The sequence below is a fragment of the Mesorhizobium sp. WSM4848 genome, assembly GCF_055811375.1.
Genome location: NZ_JBVVPX010000007.1, coordinates 33,445 through 49,865 on the forward strand (window position 1 = coordinate 33,445; position 16,421 = coordinate 49,865).

The 16,421-nt window shown below is 64.9% G+C and carries 19 protein-coding genes and 1 pseudogene; 13 read left to right on the forward strand and 7 right to left on the reverse strand.

Annotated features, from left to right (window positions below; all coding sequences use genetic code 11):
* Window positions 1–9 precede the first annotated feature (9 nt).
* The 9 genes from AC0L16_RS09285 (at window position 10) to AC0L16_RS09325 (ending at window position 7,202) form a co-directional block, all read left to right on the forward strand.
* Complete coding sequence (locus tag AC0L16_RS09285) at window positions 10–1,569, forward strand: sugar ABC transporter ATP-binding protein (protein ID WP_473620324.1); 1,560 nt, start codon at window positions 10–12, stop codon at window positions 1,567–1,569.
* A complete protein-coding gene (locus tag AC0L16_RS09290; protein WP_473620325.1) occupies window positions 1,566–2,543 on the forward strand; it encodes an ABC transporter permease in 978 nt (325 codons plus the stop codon). The genes AC0L16_RS09285 and AC0L16_RS09290 overlap by 4 nt, the downstream gene beginning before the upstream one ends.
* Window positions 2,540–3,415 (forward strand): MurR/RpiR family transcriptional regulator, encoded by an 876-nt coding sequence (locus AC0L16_RS09295; protein ID WP_473620327.1) that lies wholly within the window; start codon window positions 2,540–2,542, stop codon window positions 3,413–3,415. The genes AC0L16_RS09290 and AC0L16_RS09295 overlap by 4 nt, the downstream gene beginning before the upstream one ends.
* Complete coding sequence (locus AC0L16_RS09300) at window positions 3,412–4,302, forward strand: ribokinase (RefSeq protein WP_473620328.1); 891 nt, start codon at window positions 3,412–3,414, stop codon at window positions 4,300–4,302. The genes AC0L16_RS09295 and AC0L16_RS09300 overlap by 4 nt, the downstream gene beginning before the upstream one ends.
* Before the next feature lie 432 nt (window positions 4,303–4,734).
* Window positions 4,735–5,184 carry an EF-hand domain-containing protein gene (locus AC0L16_RS09305; RefSeq protein WP_473620329.1) on the forward strand — a complete coding sequence of 150 codons (450 nt, stop codon included), beginning with the start codon at window positions 4,735–4,737 and terminating at the stop codon, window positions 5,182–5,184.
* A 69-nt stretch (window positions 5,185–5,253) separates the two neighbouring features.
* The gene (locus tag AC0L16_RS09310; RefSeq protein ID WP_473620330.1) at window positions 5,254–5,637 is read left to right on the forward strand and encodes a hypothetical protein; all 384 of its coding nucleotides are present in this window, start codon (window positions 5,254–5,256) and stop codon (window positions 5,635–5,637) included.
* 22 nt (window positions 5,638–5,659) lie between these two features.
* Window positions 5,660–6,268, forward strand: a complete 609-nt coding sequence (locus tag AC0L16_RS09315; protein ID WP_473620553.1) for an RNA polymerase sigma factor — start codon at window positions 5,660–5,662, stop codon at window positions 6,266–6,268.
* Window positions 6,265–6,801 (forward strand): hypothetical protein, encoded by a 537-nt coding sequence (locus AC0L16_RS09320; RefSeq protein WP_473620332.1) that lies wholly within the window; start codon window positions 6,265–6,267, stop codon window positions 6,799–6,801. Before AC0L16_RS09315 ends, AC0L16_RS09320 begins: the two co-directional genes overlap by 4 nt.
* Complete coding sequence (locus AC0L16_RS09325; RefSeq protein ID WP_473620333.1) at window positions 6,798–7,202, forward strand: periplasmic heavy metal sensor; 405 nt, start codon at window positions 6,798–6,800, stop codon at window positions 7,200–7,202. Before AC0L16_RS09320 ends, AC0L16_RS09325 begins: the two co-directional genes overlap by 4 nt.
* A 137-nt stretch (window positions 7,203–7,339) precedes the next feature.
* On the opposite strand, the gene AC0L16_RS09330 is transcribed toward AC0L16_RS09325, so the two are convergent.
* Window positions 7,340–7,876 carry an Hsp20/alpha crystallin family protein gene (locus AC0L16_RS09330; RefSeq protein WP_473620334.1) on the reverse strand — a complete coding sequence of 179 codons (537 nt, stop codon included), beginning with the start codon at window positions 7,874–7,876 and terminating at the stop codon, window positions 7,340–7,342.
* Window positions 7,877–7,934: 58 nt separating this feature from the next.
* Complete coding sequence (locus tag AC0L16_RS09335) at window positions 7,935–8,399, reverse strand: Hsp20 family protein (RefSeq protein WP_473620335.1); 465 nt, start codon at window positions 8,397–8,399, stop codon at window positions 7,935–7,937.
* Between the two features lie 232 nt (window positions 8,400–8,631).
* Here AC0L16_RS09335 and AC0L16_RS09340 point away from each other — a divergent pair, with 232 nt between their 5' ends.
* Both AC0L16_RS09340 and AC0L16_RS09345 read left to right on the forward strand, forming a co-directional pair.
* Window positions 8,632–8,850 (forward strand): hypothetical protein, encoded by a 219-nt coding sequence (locus AC0L16_RS09340; RefSeq protein ID WP_473620337.1) that lies wholly within the window; start codon window positions 8,632–8,634, stop codon window positions 8,848–8,850.
* Window positions 8,851–8,982: 132 nt separating this feature from the next.
* Window positions 8,983–9,240 (forward strand): DUF982 domain-containing protein, encoded by a 258-nt coding sequence (locus AC0L16_RS09345; RefSeq protein WP_258123241.1) that lies wholly within the window; start codon window positions 8,983–8,985, stop codon window positions 9,238–9,240.
* Window positions 9,241–9,353: 113 nt separating this feature from the next.
* Here the strand turns inward: AC0L16_RS09345 and AC0L16_RS09350 are convergent, their stop codons facing one another.
* Window positions 9,354–9,641, reverse strand: coding sequence for an usg protein (locus AC0L16_RS09350; protein WP_473620338.1), 288 nt, complete (start codon window positions 9,639–9,641; stop codon window positions 9,354–9,356).
* Between the two features lie 367 nt (window positions 9,642–10,008).
* Between AC0L16_RS09350 and AC0L16_RS09355 the strand changes: the two genes are divergently transcribed.
* A complete protein-coding gene (locus AC0L16_RS09355; RefSeq protein WP_473620340.1) occupies window positions 10,009–10,323 on the forward strand; it encodes a co-chaperone GroES in 315 nt (104 codons plus the stop codon).
* A gap of 54 nt (window positions 10,324–10,377) precedes the next feature.
* A complete protein-coding gene (gene groL, locus AC0L16_RS09360; RefSeq protein ID WP_473620342.1) occupies window positions 10,378–12,009 on the forward strand; it encodes a chaperonin GroEL in 1,632 nt (543 codons plus the stop codon).
* Window positions 12,010–12,127: 118 nt separating this feature from the next.
* Here the strand turns inward: groL and AC0L16_RS09365 are convergent.
* The 4 genes and pseudogenes from AC0L16_RS09365 to AC0L16_RS09380 form a co-directional block, all read right to left on the reverse strand.
* Window positions 12,128–12,229 (reverse strand): annotated as a pseudogene (locus AC0L16_RS09365) (DUF559 domain-containing protein); the annotation flags it as partial.
* Window positions 12,230–12,376: 147 nt separating this feature from the next.
* On the reverse strand, window positions 12,377–13,393 hold the full coding sequence (locus AC0L16_RS09370) for an ABC transporter permease (protein ID WP_473620344.1): 1,017 nt from the start codon (window positions 13,391–13,393) through the stop codon (window positions 12,377–12,379).
* On the reverse strand, window positions 13,390–14,961 hold the full coding sequence (locus AC0L16_RS09375; RefSeq protein WP_473620345.1) for a sugar ABC transporter ATP-binding protein: 1,572 nt from the start codon (window positions 14,959–14,961) through the stop codon (window positions 13,390–13,392). Before AC0L16_RS09375 ends, AC0L16_RS09370 begins: the two co-directional genes overlap by 4 nt.
* Before the next feature lie 235 nt (window positions 14,962–15,196).
* The gene (locus tag AC0L16_RS09380; protein WP_473620555.1) at window positions 15,197–16,147 is read right to left on the reverse strand and encodes a substrate-binding domain-containing protein; all 951 of its coding nucleotides are present in this window, start codon (window positions 16,145–16,147) and stop codon (window positions 15,197–15,199) included.
* Window positions 16,148–16,421 lie beyond the last annotated feature (274 nt).

Consider the following 16,421-nt stretch of genomic DNA (forward strand, 5'->3'; position numbering starts at 1 on the left):
GCCTGGAGAATGGAACCAACGTCTGTCCCGCGGCTGCAATTCGAGGGCATTTCCAAGGCGTTTCCGGCCGTGCGGGCGCTGAGCGGTGTGTCCTTTTCGGTCGGTGCCGGCGAAATCCATGGCCTGCTCGGCGAGAACGGCGCCGGCAAATCGACGCTGCTGCGCATCCTGTCGGGCGTCTACCGGCCGACGGCCGGAAGCGTGCTGATCGACGGCAGACCGGTGACGCTGAACAATCCGGTCGCCGCGCGCGCCTCCGGCGTCGCCATGATCCATCAGGAATTGCAGCAGGTGCCGCAGCTCAGCGTCGCCCAGAACATGTTCCTCGGCCATCCGCTGACGCGCGGCGGCATCTTCGTCGCACGGCGCGAGCAGGAACGCCGCGCTGCGGAAGCCCTTGCCGCCCTCGATCCGACCATCGATCCGGCAGTCCCGCTCGGCAGCCTGAAGGTCGCGCAGCGGCAGATCGTCGAGATCGCCCGGGCGCTGCTCGATCGGGCGCGCATCGTAGCGATGGACGAGCCGACATCGAGCCTGACGCCGAACGAGTTCGAACGCCTGGCCGAGGTCATTGCCGGCCTTGCCCGCGACGGCGTCGCGGTCGTTTATGTCTCGCACAAGCTGGACGAGGTGTTCGGCATCTGCCAACGCGCCACAATCATGCGCGACGGCGCCGTGGTCGGATCCGTCGATCTCGCGCAGGTGTCGGAAAAAGCCGTCGTTTCGATGATGGTCGGCCGCGAGCTTGCCCAGGAACAGCACCGCTCGCACGCCTCCAGCGAGGTCAGGCTGAGCGTGCGTGGCCTCGCCTCGGCAACCAAGGTCCATGACGTCTCGTTCGAGCTGCATCGCGGCGAGGTGCTGGGCATTGCCGGCCTGGTCGGCTCGGGCCGCACCGAACTGCTGCGGCTGCTGGCCGGCGCCGACCGCGCCTCGTCAGGCAGGGTCGAGATCGACGGCAAGGCGATCAAACTTTCCAATCCGCGCGACGCCATCGCCGCCGGCATCGGCCTGGTGCCGGAGGAGCGCAAGCGCGAAGGCATCGTGCCGTTGCGGTCGATCTCCAGCAATATGGCGCTGGCGTCGATGGGCGTGTTCGCACCGCGCGGCGTCGTCGATCACACCAGACTGAAACGGGTCGCGGCCGAGAAGATGAAGCGGGTCAATTTGCGCCCGTTCCTGCTCGACCGGCCGATCCGGCTGTTCAGCGGCGGCAACCAGCAGAAGGCGATCATCGGCCGCTGGCTGGCGGCGGGAACGCGCATCCTTTTGTTCGACGAGCCGACGCGCGGCATCGATGTCGGCGCCAAGGCGGAGATCTACCATTTGATCGAGGAGCTCGCCGCCGAAGGCCATTCGGTCATCGTCGTGTCGTCCGAGCTTCCCGAGGTGATCCGGCTCGCCGACCGCGTGCTTGTCATGCGCGACGGCACGCTCGCCGCCGAACTCGACCGGGCAGATCTCAGCGAACAGGCGATCGCGGCGCACGCCATACCCCAATCGGAGACTCAAGGCCGGCAAGGCGCAGGGCCATCGGGCCGGTGCATAACGGACAGGACGAGCAGATGACTGATGTAACCGAACACACAGCAGCGCGCCCACGGGCTGAATTCCTGCACCGGTTTTCCGTGCGCGATGCCGGCACGCTGATCGGCCTGGTCGTGATTCTCGCCGTCTTCGGCGCGCTGGTCCCGGGCTTCTTTGCCGAGCGCAATTTGATCAACATCCTGCAGCAGTCGAGCATCAACGCCTGCCTGGCGTTGGGCATGACGCTGGTGATCATCTCGGGCGGCATCGATCTGTCCGTCGGACCGACGGCAGCGCTTTCGGCCGTCATCTCGGCCTCGATGCTGGTTGCCGGTGTGCCGTTTCCGCTGGCCATCGCCGCCGGCTTCGCCATCGGCCTCGTCTGCGGCCTGCTCAACGGCGTGCTCGTCGCCTATGTCGGGCTGCAGCCTTTCATCGTCACGCTGGGAACGCTCAGCACCTACCGGGCGCTGGCGCTGATCTATACAGGCGGCAATCCGGTGCTCGGCCTGCCCGCCGGCTTCCGCGCCATCTTCAACGGCTCGCTGTTCGGGCTGCCATTGGCGGTCATCATCGTGGCCGTGGTCGCGCTGATCGCCTGGATCATCCTCAAGAAGACCCCGTTCGGCGAATATCTGCTCGCCGTCGGCGGCAATGAGGAGGCCGCCTACATAGCCGGCGTGCCGATCGCCCGCACCAAGATCGCCGCCTACATGATCTCGGGCCTGCTGGCGGCCCTTGCCGCGCAGATCCTGATCGGCCGGCTGGGTGCCGCCGAACCCATCCTCGGCAATCTATGGGAGCTCGACGCGATCGCCGCGGCGGCCATCGGCGGCGCCTCGCTGATGGGCGGCAAGGGCAGCGTGGTCGGCACCATCCTGGGCGCCGTCATCCTCGGCACCATGCGCAACGGCCTGACGCTGATGAATGTCCAGTCCTTCTATCAGCTCCTGGCAACTGGCCTTATAATCCTCGCCGCGATGCTCATCGATCGCGTGACGAGGGGACGTGGATGACCTTGACCAGCCTGGATCTGAAAGCAGTAGGACCGCGCATCCGCATGATGATGCCGCATTTGACGCCGCTCGAGGCGAAGGTGGTGGAAACCGTCTTCGGACGGCGCGGCTTCGACGACACCATTCCGCTCAGGCAGATCGCCGAGGAGGCCGGCGTGTCGGAGGCGATGGTGGTCAAGATCGCCAAGAAGCTGGGTTTTTCCGGCTATCGCGACTTCCGCACCGCGGTCTATGAATACAGCCGCCTGCCGACCGCCGAAATGCATCAGGAGCTGTCGGTCGACGACAGTTCGGCCGAGATCGTCCAAAAAGTGTTCCGCACCTCGATCCAGGCGCTGGAGGAAACGCTGGCGATCCTCGACATGGACGATTTCGACCGCGCCGCCGATCTTTTGTACCGCGCCAGGAACCGCGATTTCTATGGCGTCGGCGGTTCGGCGCAGATCGCGCGCGACGTCTCGCACAAATTCCTGCGCATCGGCATCCGCGCATCAGTCTACGACGATTCGCACATGATGCTGATGTCGGCCTCACTGCTCGGCGCCGACGACATCGCCGTTGGCTTCTCGCATTCCGGCAACACCAGCGCCGTCATCGATGCCATCCATCTCGCCCGCAAGAGCGGCGCGCGGACGCTGGCGATCACCAATTACGACAACTCGCCGCTGGCCGCCGTCGCCGACATCGTGCTGTGCTCGACGGCGCAGGGCTCGCCGCTGATGGGCGAGAACGCGGCGGCGCGCATCGCCCAGCTCAACATTCTCGACGCGCTGTTCGTCGCGGTGGCGCAGCGCGACTACCAGGCGGCTGAGCGTAATCTCGGCCGCACGATGTCGGCGGTGACGTCGAAACGCCGGGACAGGGGTACATGACAACTCCGCTGGTCACAGTGTTCGGCAGCCTGCATTACGACATCATGGTCGAGGCGCCCGATCGCCCGCGCAAGGGCGAAACCGTGACCGGCCGTGCCTGGCAGCCGAAATGCGGCGGCAAGGGCGGCAACCAGGCGGTCTCAGCGGCGCGGGCCGGCGTGCGCTCGGCAATGATTGGCGCCGTCGGTGATGACGATTTCGGCCGCGCGCTTGTCGACAATCTCGCGCGCCGCGGCGTCGACCGCCGCTTCGTGCGGGTCGCGGCTGGCGCCGGCTCAGGCATGAGCGTGGCGATTTTCGACGCCGGCGGCGATTATGGCGCGGTGATCGTCTCGGGCAGCAATCTCACCTTGGGTGAGAAGGACATCGCGGCCGCGACCGAAATGGTTGCGCAAACGGCGGTGCTGCTGCTGCAGAACGAGGTGCCGGAAGCCGCCAATATTGCCGCAGCGCGGGCGGTGAAGGCGCATGGCGGCCGCCTCGTGCTCAATGCGGCTCCCGCCCGCAAACTGTCCGGCGAATTGATAGCACTCACCGACATCGTCATCGTCAACGCCATCGAGGCGGAATTTCTGGCCGGCGTTGCGGTGGTCGATACGCTTGAGGGTGCTGCCAAGGCGGCACGCATGCTGGTCGATTTTTACCCGGCCGCGATCGTCACGGCCGGCGGGGAGGGCATTGCCTATTGCGGCCGCGACGGTGAGGCATTTGCAATGGCGGCCATTCCGGTGAAGGTCGTCAGCACCCATGGCGCCGGCGACGAGTTCGTCGGCGCGTTCGCGGCAGGCCTTGCCCGCGGCCATCAGGTCGAGGCCGCACTTGCTGCCGCCAACGCCGCTGCGGCCTTGCTGGTCGCCACGCCGGAACGGGAGCGCGAGGCGATCTGAGACGGGTGGCTGCGTCCGCCCGCTGTTGCAACAGGCGACAAGAAGCGGATGGCGAGGACTTTTCGCTCGGCTCCGACAGGCCGATAAAGTTCGACAATTGAAACGAAAGCCCGCCAACCCAAGGGATGGCGGGCTCCGTCGCCTGGATGCCAGGAACGCCACGGTAGCGACGCTGCTACTCAATGCTCCGTAGATACTCAATATTCGGCCTTCGCGCCGTCTGGCGCATCGGCCGAACAGATGAAGCCCGCGCCTCTGGCGGAGAGCGCGGGTCCGATCGGGTTGCCGCCCGATCCGCAGCAGGAACCCGGAGGTTCCGCTGCTCAGGCTGCGGGTGAGAATTTTTCGCCGGCAAGCGTAGGGGAAGCGTCCCTCCTGCGTATCGGTCAGCAGTCGCCGCTTGCGACGAATGACAGCGAAAGGACCATCACCATGCAACGTTCAGCACTCTTTGCGACCCTGCTTCTGGGGCTCGTACCGCTTTCCGCCGCGCACGGGCAAGACATTTCGGGAAAGGACATGCCGGGCAAGCGCATCCTGCAACGGGTCGACACCAATGGTGACGGCGCGATTTCAAAGGACGAGATGCTTGCGGCGCGCGAGCGCATGTTCACGAAGCTCGATCGCAATGACGACGGCGTCATCGACGAGAAGGAGATCGAAGGCGCCCGCGACACCATCATGGACCGCGCCGACGCGGCGCAAGCCAGGCTCGGCAACCGCTGGCGGCGCATGGACACGAACGGCGACGGCAAGGTCTCGGAGGACGAGTTCCGCAACCGCATGCCGCTGTTCGACCTCGCCGACCGCAATGGCGACGGCACGCTGTCGGCGGACGAGATCGCCGCCGTTCGCAAGCTCTTTGCCGATCGCGCCGGCTGACGATCCCATCACGTTCCGTGTTCAACTAGATAGATCCAGTCTTTTTTCAACACAATCAAGGAGTAAGAAATGCCTTCTTCAGCGAAAGTTCATCTGTTTTGCCTCGGCGCGATGCTTGTCGCGGCGGCTGCCGTGCCGGCCGCGGCCGAGGAATGGCAACGGCCGACGGTGCATGGTGGCGAGATCAGCCGCAGCGTCAGTCGGGAGGGCGGCGTCCACACCGGCTCGACCACGCGCATCGGCCCCAATGGCGGCAGCTATACGTCGAGTTCCAAATGCGTGGCGGGCGTTGTTGACCGCTGCGCCAGAAGCTACTCTGGCACCGGGCCGGACGGGCAGTCCTTCTCCGGCAAGCGGGTGTCGGCGCGTGGGCCGTTCCGTGGCCGCTCGGCCGGCAGCTTCACCGGCCCGGACGGCAACACGGTTTTCGGGTCCCGGCGCTGGCGCCGTTGACGTTCAGGAGCCTCGCCAGTTGGTGCCCGCCGCCGTGCAGCATGAGAAGCCGCGTGAGGACGACGAACTGCTGGCACGGGTGGCGGCGGGCAACCAGGGCGCGCTGTCTGAGCTCATCGCCCGCCATGGCCGCGGCTTGCGGGTGTTTGCGGCGCGCTATCTCGGCAATGCCGGCGACGCCGAGGATGTGGTGCAGGAGGTGTTCGTGACCATCTGGAAACAGGCTGCACGGTTCGACCCCGCCAGGGGACGCGCCTCGACGTGGCTGTACAGGATCACCGCCAATCGCTGCATCGACCAGCGCCGGCGCCGGGCGCTGCGGACCTTCATCGGGCTCGACGATGTCCGGGATGAGGTGGCCTCGCAAGAGCCGGGTGCCGAAGCGACGACCGCCGCGCGACAGGAGCTTGCGATCGTCCGCGACGGCCTGTCGCGCCTGCCGGAGCGGCAGCGCATGGCCGTGCTGCTGCGGGCCGTCGGCGATCTCGATATCACGGCCATCGCCGAGGTGATGGGCGGCAGCGCCGGCTCGGCGGAGCAATTGCTGGTTCGCGGGCGGCGGGCGCTAAGGGACCATTTGCGGGATCATTTGGCAATGGCGGCAGAAGGCCTGGAAAGGAAGTCCTCATGACACGGGACGAGTTCGAACGAAACAAGCGTTGCTTCGGCGACGATGTCGGCGCCTGGCCTGCTCCCTTCCGGCAGGAAGCACGGGCCTTTATCACGGGCGAAACGGACCGATCGCCGCAAGACGATCCGGATCGCGCGCTCGATCGCCTCGTGCTCGAGGCGGCGCTGATGGCCAGCGACGAACAGGCGCTGACACGCAAGGTGCTGGCCCGCATCAATGCCGGCCGGAGGTCAACGTGGTCGTCATTCCTGCCGAGGTTCTTGCTTGAGCCGGCCGGACTGGCGGCTTGCGCTGCGGCCATGCTCGTAGCCATGACGCTGGCAGGCTACCAGGTGGCGCGGCTGCAGGATGATCTGCCGGATTCGGAGCTTCTGGCGCTGGCTTCCGGCGCGCGGCTGTCCGACAATGGCCTGTCCGACAATGGCCTGTCTGGCGATGGCCTGTCTGGCGATGGCCTGTCTGGCGATGGTATGTCTGGCGATGGCATGTCCGGCATTGCCGCCGATCCCGCATCAGGGGAGGATTCGCTTTGACGAGGCGTTCCCTGTTATGGACGGCGACGCTGGTGCTGCTCGGCCTTTCGCTTGCCGGCAACTTCTTCCTGCTCGGCTATGCGGCTCATGGCTTGCGCCAAGGATCGGCGGCGGGCGGGCTGATCACCGAGATCGCCGGCGCCTACTCGCCCGAGGTGAGGAAGGAGTTCCGCAGCATCCGCCGCGCAAACCGTCCGCGCACCTTGGCGGCACTGCGCGAGCTGCGCATGGCGCGGGCAAATCTGGCGACGGCGCAGCAGGTTTCACCCTTCGACGAAGCGGCGGTGAAGGAGGCGATGGCGGCAGTACGCATCGCCACGACAAACCTTCAGGCGACGATGCAGGACTATCTGTTGACCGCGCTGAAGAACGTCAAGGCCAAGCCTGCCGCCGGAAGTTGATGCTGGGTTGGACTTCCAAGGTATCGGACCCTTCCAAGGTATCGGGCGGCCGGCGGACGGCTAGTTGCAAGCAGGAACTGGTGGCGTATCCACCGAATGAGCGCAGCCGGCGCTTGCGCGTCCGGCTGCCGATGTCGTCAGTGCTTGCTCTTGCCGGGGCTGGCGGCACTGCCACCGATGGCGATGCGCTTGGCCTTCGTCTGAGCGCGCTGGGTCTTGGGCAGCGTCACGCTGAGCACGCCGTTATGGAAGGCGGCGTTCACCTTGTCCTCCTCGACTTCGTAGCCGAGCGGGATGCGGCGCTCGAAGCGGCCGTAGAACCGCTCGGAGAAGTGCCTATCCTTGTCCTCGGTCTCGGAGCGTTTCTCGCCGCGCAATGTCAGCACGCCGTCGTCGAGCAGCACCTCGATGTCCTTCTCGTCCATGCCGGGGATTTCCGCGGTCACGCGGATCTCCTTCTCGCTGTCGGAGATTTCGACGCTCGGCCAATTGGCGCGTGGCGACGAAAATCCGCTGAGCATCGGCATGCGCGTTTCGAAACCGCGGAAGGCGTCGTCGATCATGCGGTTCATCTCGCGATGCAACGCCATGAACGGGTCGCGGTCCTCGTCACGATAGAAGCTGGGAACCGGACTGTTCTCTCGGCCCCAGGGAATGAGATCACGAATAGCCATTGCTGTTCTCCTTTCTCGACTGGTTGTGTCAAAGGCGAACGCCAGAAATCGCCTTCGCTCAGGCGGCCTGCTTCGGCTTCTCGACCTGTCCGGCCTTGCGCGCGCCATCTTGCTTGGCGATCGTGATGCGATGCGGCTTCATCTCCTCGGGCACTTGGCGCACGAGATCGATCGTCAGCAGGCCGTTGTTGAGCGAGGCGCCGGTGACCGTCATGTGATCGGCGAGCTCGAAGCGCCGTGTGAACGGTCGCACCGGAAGGCCGCGATGGAGATATTCCACCTCGTCCTGCTTCTTGCGCTCGCCCGAGACGATGAGAAGGTTCGGCTCGTGGCTGATGTCGAGATCGTCCTCGGAAAAGCCGGCGACGGCGATCGTCACGCGATAGCTGTTCTCGTCGCTTCGCTCGATGTCATAGGGCGGCCAGGTTTCGGCTGCCTGAGGCGCGTTTTCCAGCAGGTTGAAGATTCGGTCGAAACCGATGCTCGACCGATAGAGCGGGGAAAAGTCGAATGCGGTTCTCATAGCTACATCCTCCATGGAGCAACATAGTACGAGGGACGCCAAAGAGCTTGGCGCTCCCTGGGTTCTGCCGGTCCCATTCGGCAACCGGCAATTTGGATTTGGTTATTGTCAGGCCGAAATCAAGACCCAGATTCTGTCCCGCAGCCAGAATTTTTTTGTTGCCAGATTGTACTGCAATGCCGGTTTCAACCGTCGTTTGAGGGTCGCGCCGGCACGTCGTATGGAGGATATCATGACCTTGACACGCGACGACATCATTTCGGTGCTGGGCCCGGTCGATGAGGCCGTCATCGCCGACATCGCCTCGACCGGCGCGACGATCGAAGAGTTGCGCGAGGCCTTTGCCTGGGTCGGCGGCGATGAGGCGCTGGTCAACGAGGGCCGCCCGCTGCCGTCGGCAAGGGTGGCGACGCTGATCGGGCTTCTCGAACCGCCGGACGACGACATATAGCGTCGGGTTTCGGCAAGTAGGCTGGGAGACGGGGGAGGTCTTGAAGCACGCAGCCAGACGAACCATCTCGTCAGTCGAGCGCCGATCGGGTCGCCTTCCTGGTTATTCTCAAAAAGAAAAAAGGAGGAAGTGATGAACGACGTCCCATTCTCCGAGCCGATCACGCTCAAGCTCCAATCCGTCGGAGAGCGCAAGGTCGCCAGCAGCTGGGAAGCCATCGAATGCATGCAGCAATGGCCGGACAGGGCGCGCGGCCGGAGCTGGCGCGCAGCCTATCGCGCTTGCCGCGACGCGCTCGACGGCTGGCGCACCGCCGGTGAGGCTCGAACCGCCTTCGTCAAGGCGGCGCGCACCGCCGGACTGCTAGTCACGGGACGTAAATCCACCTGAACGCCAATCTACCTGAAAATCGGCTCAGCTGAAATCGGCCCAGCTGAAATCGACGCCGACGCGCTGTGCTGAAGAGGCGGCACCTTCATGAAATGCGCCGCCTTTCTTCTATTTCACTGCAGCGTAATGATGCCGTCCACCGCCCGCCAGTCGGAGGGCTGGATCAGACGGTGATGGGCTACGCGCACGGAATGCAGCGGGCCCTCGATCTCACGTTCCCAATAGTCGAGGAAATGCTTCAGCGTCGGGAAATCCGGGGCGATGTCGTATTCCTGCCAGATGAAGAGCTGCAGCAGGTCCCGATAGTCGGGAAGACGATAATGGATCTCCGCCGTCGTCAAGCCAAAACCCTGCATCTGGAGCCGGAACTCGTTGCTGACCTGGAACTCATTACCGACCATGCCTGTCTCATTTCCGAACGATCAGGCGTCCATCATCCGCGGGGAAAAACGCTTCCACGTCCTCATCGGTTCCGGCCACCGGCAGGCGGCGCCGAGGTCGGAAAGTTGCGCCCCGATTTCAAGCCGCATCCGTCGTTTCAAATCCTGGAATAGCGCCATTATTACAGTGCGTTATTACAGTGCGTTGGCACTCGACCACGGCGAGTGCTAAAATTTTTTCGGCGTCCTCTTGAAAGGCTGATCCGGCAGACTAATTCGATAGGCGCGCGATGCCTGAGGAGGGGTCGCGCACCGTCGCATCGACCCTTGCACCGGTCGGCTGCGAAGGGAGGTCCAAGAAATCTGTTTGTCCTATGAGGAGAACGACATGGCGTTCCGTCCATTGCATGACCGTATCCTGGTCCGCCGCATCGAGGTCGACGAGAAGACCGCGGGCGGCATCATCATTCCTGACACAGCCAAGGAGAAGCCGCAGGAAGGCGAGGTCATCGCCGCCGGGCCCGGGGCGCGTGACGATAGCGGCCAGTTGCAGCCGCTCGACGTCAAGGTCGGCGACCGCATCCTGTTCGGCAAATGGTCGGGCACCGAGATCAAGCTCAACGGCGAGGACCTGCTCATCATGAAGGAAAGCGATGTGCTGGGCGTGATTGAAACGACCGACAAGATGCAGAAGGCCGCCTGAGCGGGGCCGCAACAACCCAGTCAACGTAAGCTGCCTATTTGAAGGAGTTATCCAATGGCTGCCAAGGATGTGAAATTCCATACCGAAGCCCGCGAGAAGATGTTGCGCGGTGTCAACATCCTCGCCGACGCGGTGAAGGTGACGCTCGGTCCCAAGGGCCGCAATGTCGTCCTCGACAAGTCGTTCGGCGCCCCGCGCATCACCAAGGACGGCGTCACCGTCGCCAAGGAAATCGAGCTAGAGGACAAGTTCGAGAACATGGGCGCGCAGATGGTCCGCGAAGTCGCTTCGAAGACCAGCGACATCGCCGGCGACGGCACCACGACCGCGACCGTTCTGGCGCAGTCGATCGTCCAGGAAGGCGCCAAGGCGGTTGCCGCCGGCATGAACCCGATGGACCTGAAGCGCGGCATCGACAAGGCGGTCGACGCCATCGTCGCCGAACTCAAGTCCAATGCCCGCAAGGTGACCAGGAACGACGAGATCGCCCAGGTCGGCGCCATCTCGGCCAATGGCGATGCCGAGATCGGCCGCTTCCTCGCCGAAGCGATGGAAAAGGTCGGCAATGAGGGCGTCATCACAGTCGAGGAGGCCAAGACCGCCGAGACCGAACTGGAAGTGGTCGAGGGCATGCAGTTCGACCGCGGCTATCTCAGTCCCTATTTCATCACCAACCAGGACAAGATGCGCGTCGAGCTCGAAGAGCCCTATGTGCTGATCCACGAGAAGAAGCTGTCCAACCTGCAGGCCATGCTGCCGGTGCTCGAAGCCGCAGTGCAATCGAGCAAGCCGCTGCTGATCATCGCCGAGGATGTCGAAGGCGAGGCGCTGGCGACGCTGGTCGTCAACAAGCTGCGCGGCGGCCTGAAGGTTGCAGCCGTCAAGGCGCCGGGTTTTGGTGATCGCCGCAAGGCGATGCTGGAAGACATTGCCATCCTGACCGGCGGCACGGCAATCAGCGAGGATCTCGGCATCAAGCTCGAGAACGTCACGCTGGAGATGCTCGGCCGAGCCAAGAAGGTGCTGATCGAGAAGGAGAATACAACCATCGTCGACGGCGCCGGCCGCAAGGACGAGATCCAGGGCCGCATCACCCAGATCAAGGCGCAGATCGAGGAGACCACCTCCGACTATGACCGCGAGAAGCTGCAGGAGCGGCTGGCCAAGCTCGCCGGCGGCGTCGCCGTCATCCGCGTCGGCGGCTCGACCGAGGTCGAGGTCAAGGAGCGCAAGGACCGCGTCGACGACGCCATGCACGCCACCCGCGCTGCGGTCGAGGAAGGCATACTGCCCGGCGGCGGCGTGGCGCTGCTCAGGGCGGCGAAGGCGCTCGACAATGTCGCCGTCGACAATCCCGACCAGAAGACCGGCGTCGAGATCGTCCGTCGCGCCGTCGAACAGCCGGTGCGCCAGATCGCCGAGAATGCCGGTGCGGAAGGTTCGATCATCGTCGGCAAGCTGCGCGAGAAGACCGAATTCGGCTATGGCTGGAACGCCCAGACCAATGAGTTCGGTGATCTCTACGCGCAAGGCGTGATCGACCCGGCCAAGGTGGTGCGCGCCGCTCTCCAGGACGCTGCGTCGGTCGCCGGCCTGCTCGTCACCACCGAGGCGATGGTGGCCGAGAAGCCGAAGAAAGAAGCTGCCGCACCGGCAATGCCCGGCGGTGGCGGCATGGACTACTGACGCAGTGATGACAGCCAATCTCCCCCCTCGTGGGGGAGATGTCCGGCAGGACAGAGGGGGGCGCCGTAGAGCGCCGGCCATGCCGCCATGTTCGCCTACCACCCCCTAGGGTGTGCCAGCCAGACTCGACGAGAATGTGCTGGCAGACATTGTCAATATCGCGAATGACGTCGTCATTCCAGAAGCGCAGGACGATCCAGCCGTCCCGTTGCAGGCGCTTTGAAGGCAATGGCGTGTGCGGCATCGTCAGTATCTCCCGCTATGTTGGGAAAATTTGCAATGTTGGAAAACTATAGAGGTCGGCGCTCTACGGCGCCCCCCTCTGCCCTGCCGGGCATCTCCCCCACAAGGGGGAAGATTGGCAGCTTCACCGCCTTACCCGCGATTTCAGCCAGCGGTCGAAGGCCACGGCGAGGATCAGGATCAGGCCGATGACGATGCTTTGCGTGTAGGACGAGACGTTGTTGAACTGCAGCCCGTTCTGCAGCACGCCGATCAGTGCTGCACCCACCACCGTGCCGCCGACCGAGCCGATGCCGCCGAACAGCGAGGTGCCGCCGATGACCACCGCCGAGATCACGGTCAGCTCGTAGCCGATGCCGGCGACGGCTTCCGAGGAATTGAGCCTGGCCGACAGCACGAAAGCGGCAAGGCCGGCGAAGAAGCCGACGATGATGTAGACCGAGATCAGGATGCGGTCGACGCGCAGGCCGGAGAGCCGCGCCGCCTCGGCATTGCCGCCGACGGCGTAGACGGCGCGACCGTAGCGCGTGTAGCGCAAGACGATGTGGCAGAGGATCGCTGCCGCCGCGAAGATGATCGCCGGCACCGGGACCGGGCCGATCAGGCCGGTGCCGAACCAGCGCATCGAAGCGTCGAAGCCGGAGATCGGGCCGCCGTTGGAGATCGTCAGCGTCAGGCCGCGAAAGACGGTGAGGCCGCCAAGCGTGACGACGAAGGGCGGCACTTTCAGCCGGGTGATGGCAAAGCCCTGGACGCCGCCGGCCAGGGCGCCGACGACGACGGCGGCCAGAAGGGCGGCGAACCAGCCATAGCCTTGTGCGCCGGACGTCGACAGCGACAGTGTGTTGGCGGTGCCGCCCTTGGCCACTACCGCCGCGACCATGCCGCAGAAGGCCAGCAGCGAACCGACCGACAGGTCGATGCCGGCAGTGAGGATGACGAAGGTCATGCCGAGCGCGATCAGCCCGGTGATCGAGATTTGCCGCATGATGTTGAAGATGTTGATGGGGTCGATGAAGCTCGGCTTCAGCACGGTAAAGACGACGATCAGCAGCGCCAGGAACATCAGCGGGCCAAAACTCATCAGCAGGCGCGCGATATTGATGCCGCTGCGCTCGCTCTGTTCGGTCGTGCTGGTCATTGCGTCGCTTCCTGCGTTTGATCGAGCGCCATCAGTTCCATCAGTTTTTCCTCGGTCGCCTCGATGCCTGGCATCTCGCCGGTGATGCGGCCGCGCCGCATGGTGACGATCCTGTCCGACACCGCAAGCACTTCGGGCAATTCCGACGAGATCATCATGATGGCGATGCCGCGCCCGGCGAGCTGCACCAGGATCTGGTGCACCTCCGCCTTGGCGCCGACATCGACGCCGCGTGTCGGTTCGTCGACGATCAGCACCTTGGGGTCGCGCGCCAGCCAGCGGGCGAGGATGACCTTCTGCTGGTTGCCGCCGGACAGCCCCTCGATAGGCTGCTCGGGCGAGGCCATGCGGATCGACAGCGTTTTTCTGTAGCTGGCCAGAGCCTCGCGCTCGCGGCGCTCGGCCATGAAGCCGAGAGCGTTGGAGTAGCGGCCGAGTGCGGCGACGGAAAAGTTGGTGAGGATGCCGAGCGCGGCGAAGATCGCCTGATGCTTGCGGTCTTCCGGAACCAGGCCGATGCCGAGCGCGATGGCGTCGGCGGGTGTTTCAGGCGCGATCGTCTTGCCGTCGAGGGTGATGGTGCCGGCGGCGATGCGGTCGGCGCCGAAGATGGCGCGGGCCAGCTCGGTGCGGCCGGAGCCGACGAGGCCGGCGACGCCGAGGATCTCGCCCGCCTTGAGGTCGAGATCGACGCCTTCGAGCACGATGGCGTGCGGCGCCTGCGGGTCGCGCACTGTGCGCAGGCCGCGCACGGATAGCCTGACGTCGCCGGCGACGTCGCGCAGCGTCGGCCTGGCATAGAGCTCGGACGCGGCGCGGCCGACCATTTTTTCGATGATTTTCGGCAGCTTGATCGGCCCGCCATCGCGGTCGAGATGGCCGGCCAGCCTGCCGTCGCGCAGCACCGTCATGCGGTCGCAGATCGCAGAGGCCTCTTCCAGCCGGTGGGTGACGAACATGATGGCGACGCCGTCCTTGCGCAGCCGGCCCATGATCGACATCAGTTTTTGCACTTCGGTTTCGGTCAGCGCCGAGGTCGGCTCGTCCATGATGATGAGACGGCTCTTCAGCGACAGCGCGCGGGCGATCTCGACCAGTTGCTGCTCGGCTACCGACAGCGCCGACACCGGCGTCGCCGGGTCGAGGTCCAGGCCGACGCGGGCGATGATCGCGCGCGAGTCCTTCTCCATCTTCCGCCAGCTGACCAGGCCGAAGCGCCCGAGCGGCGCGCGGCCGATAAAAATGTTCTCCGCCACGGTCAGCGTCGGGATCAGGCTCAATTCCTGGTAGATGGTGACGATGCCGAGGCGCTTGGCGTCCTGCGGATTGTGCGGATTGAATTCGACGCCGTCGAAGACGATGCGGCCGCTGGAGGGCGGCATCACGCCGGACAGGATCTTGAGCAGCGTCGACTTGCCGGCGCCGTTCTCGCCGAGCAGGCCGAGGATTTCGCCGGGCCGAACCTCGAGCGAGACATCGCTGAGCGCGGTGACGCCGGCAAAGCGCTTGGTCACGCCTTCGACGGCGAGGAGGGGGGGAGATGGCGCGATGGCTTCAGCTGTGGGCAAAGGTTTCTCCCTGATTGCGATTGGCCGCGGGACAGCGCCCCCCTCTGTCCTGCCGGACATCTCCCCCACAAGGGGTGAGATTGCGCCTTCATCACTGGTTTCGCCAATCACCAACGTTGCAGAGGGAGAGCCGGCGTCGAAGCTGCCAATCTCCCCCCAAGTGGGGGAGATGTCCGGCAGGACAGAGGGGGGCGCGACAGAACGCTACTTTTGCCACCGCGCGCCCTAGGCCCGCCTACTTGGTCTCGCCCAGCCTTTCCGCCTTGTCGAGATTGTCCTTGCCGATGACGATCGGCGTCAGCAGCACGAGCTTTTCCTTGGGCTCGGTCTTGTCCCTGGCATAGGCGACGGCGATCTGCACCGCGGTGCGCGACTGCTCGCCGGGGAACTGTTCGACGGTGCCGGCCAGCTTGCCGTCGCGCACGGCGACCAGCGCTTCGGGAAGCGCATCGAAGCCGTAGATCTTGACGTCGGTGAAGTTGCGCGCTGCGCAGGCTTCGACCGCGCCCAGCGCCATGTCGTCATTGGCGCAGATGATCGCGTCGGGCTTGCCGTTGGCGGCAAGGCCGGCCTCGGTGACGGAGAGCGCCTCGGCGCGGGCGAAATTGGCGGTCTGCTCGAAGATGATCTGGTACTTGTCCTTCATCGGGTCGAGGACGTTGTGCACGCCCTTGTTGCGGTCGATCGCGGGCCCGGCACCTGGCTGGCCCTGCAGATGGAAGATCTTGGCGCCGTTCGGGAAAGCCGCCACCATGGCCTGCGCTTCGGCCTCGCCGCCCTTGACGTTGTCGGCGCCGACATGGGCGAGGATGCCTTCGACCCCGTCGACGCGGCGGTCGATGGTGACGACGGGGACGCCGGCCTGGATCGCTTGCTCGATGGCCGGGGCCAGCGCGTTGACGTCGAGTGGCGAGATGACGATGGCGTTGACTTTCTGCACGAGCGCTGCCTCGATATCGGCGGTCTGCTTGGGCGCCGAGTTCTGGCCGTCGCTTTCGACAAGGTTGACGCCCTGCGCCTGAGCTTCCGCCTTGATCTGGTTCAGCATGTGCACGAAGAACGGAAAGCCGAGGCTCGGTACCGAACCAAGGATGGTCAGCTTGTCCTGGGCGACCGCCAGTTGCGGAGCGGCCAGGGCCAATGTGCCCATCGCCACGGACGACAGCAGGAATTCACGTCTGTTGATCAATTTAGTCTCCTCCCACATGAGCGCATGAACCCGAAAACCGGTTCCGGTTTTCCGGAGGTTCCTGCGTCGATCCAGAAATGGAGTGTCCTTTGAGCGCCCAAGGGGACGCAACGGCGCTCCAGCCGGTCCACCGCGACGTTCTCCTCCGCTCGGCGCCGGCGGGCGGATGCTAGCCAAGGCCGGAGATTTGCGCAAGAACGGGCGGGATTCGGTTCCGGTCGGGTCCCCGGCTTGTTCCTTGGCGGCTTCGCGGGGTTCGCCGGACTGCCCC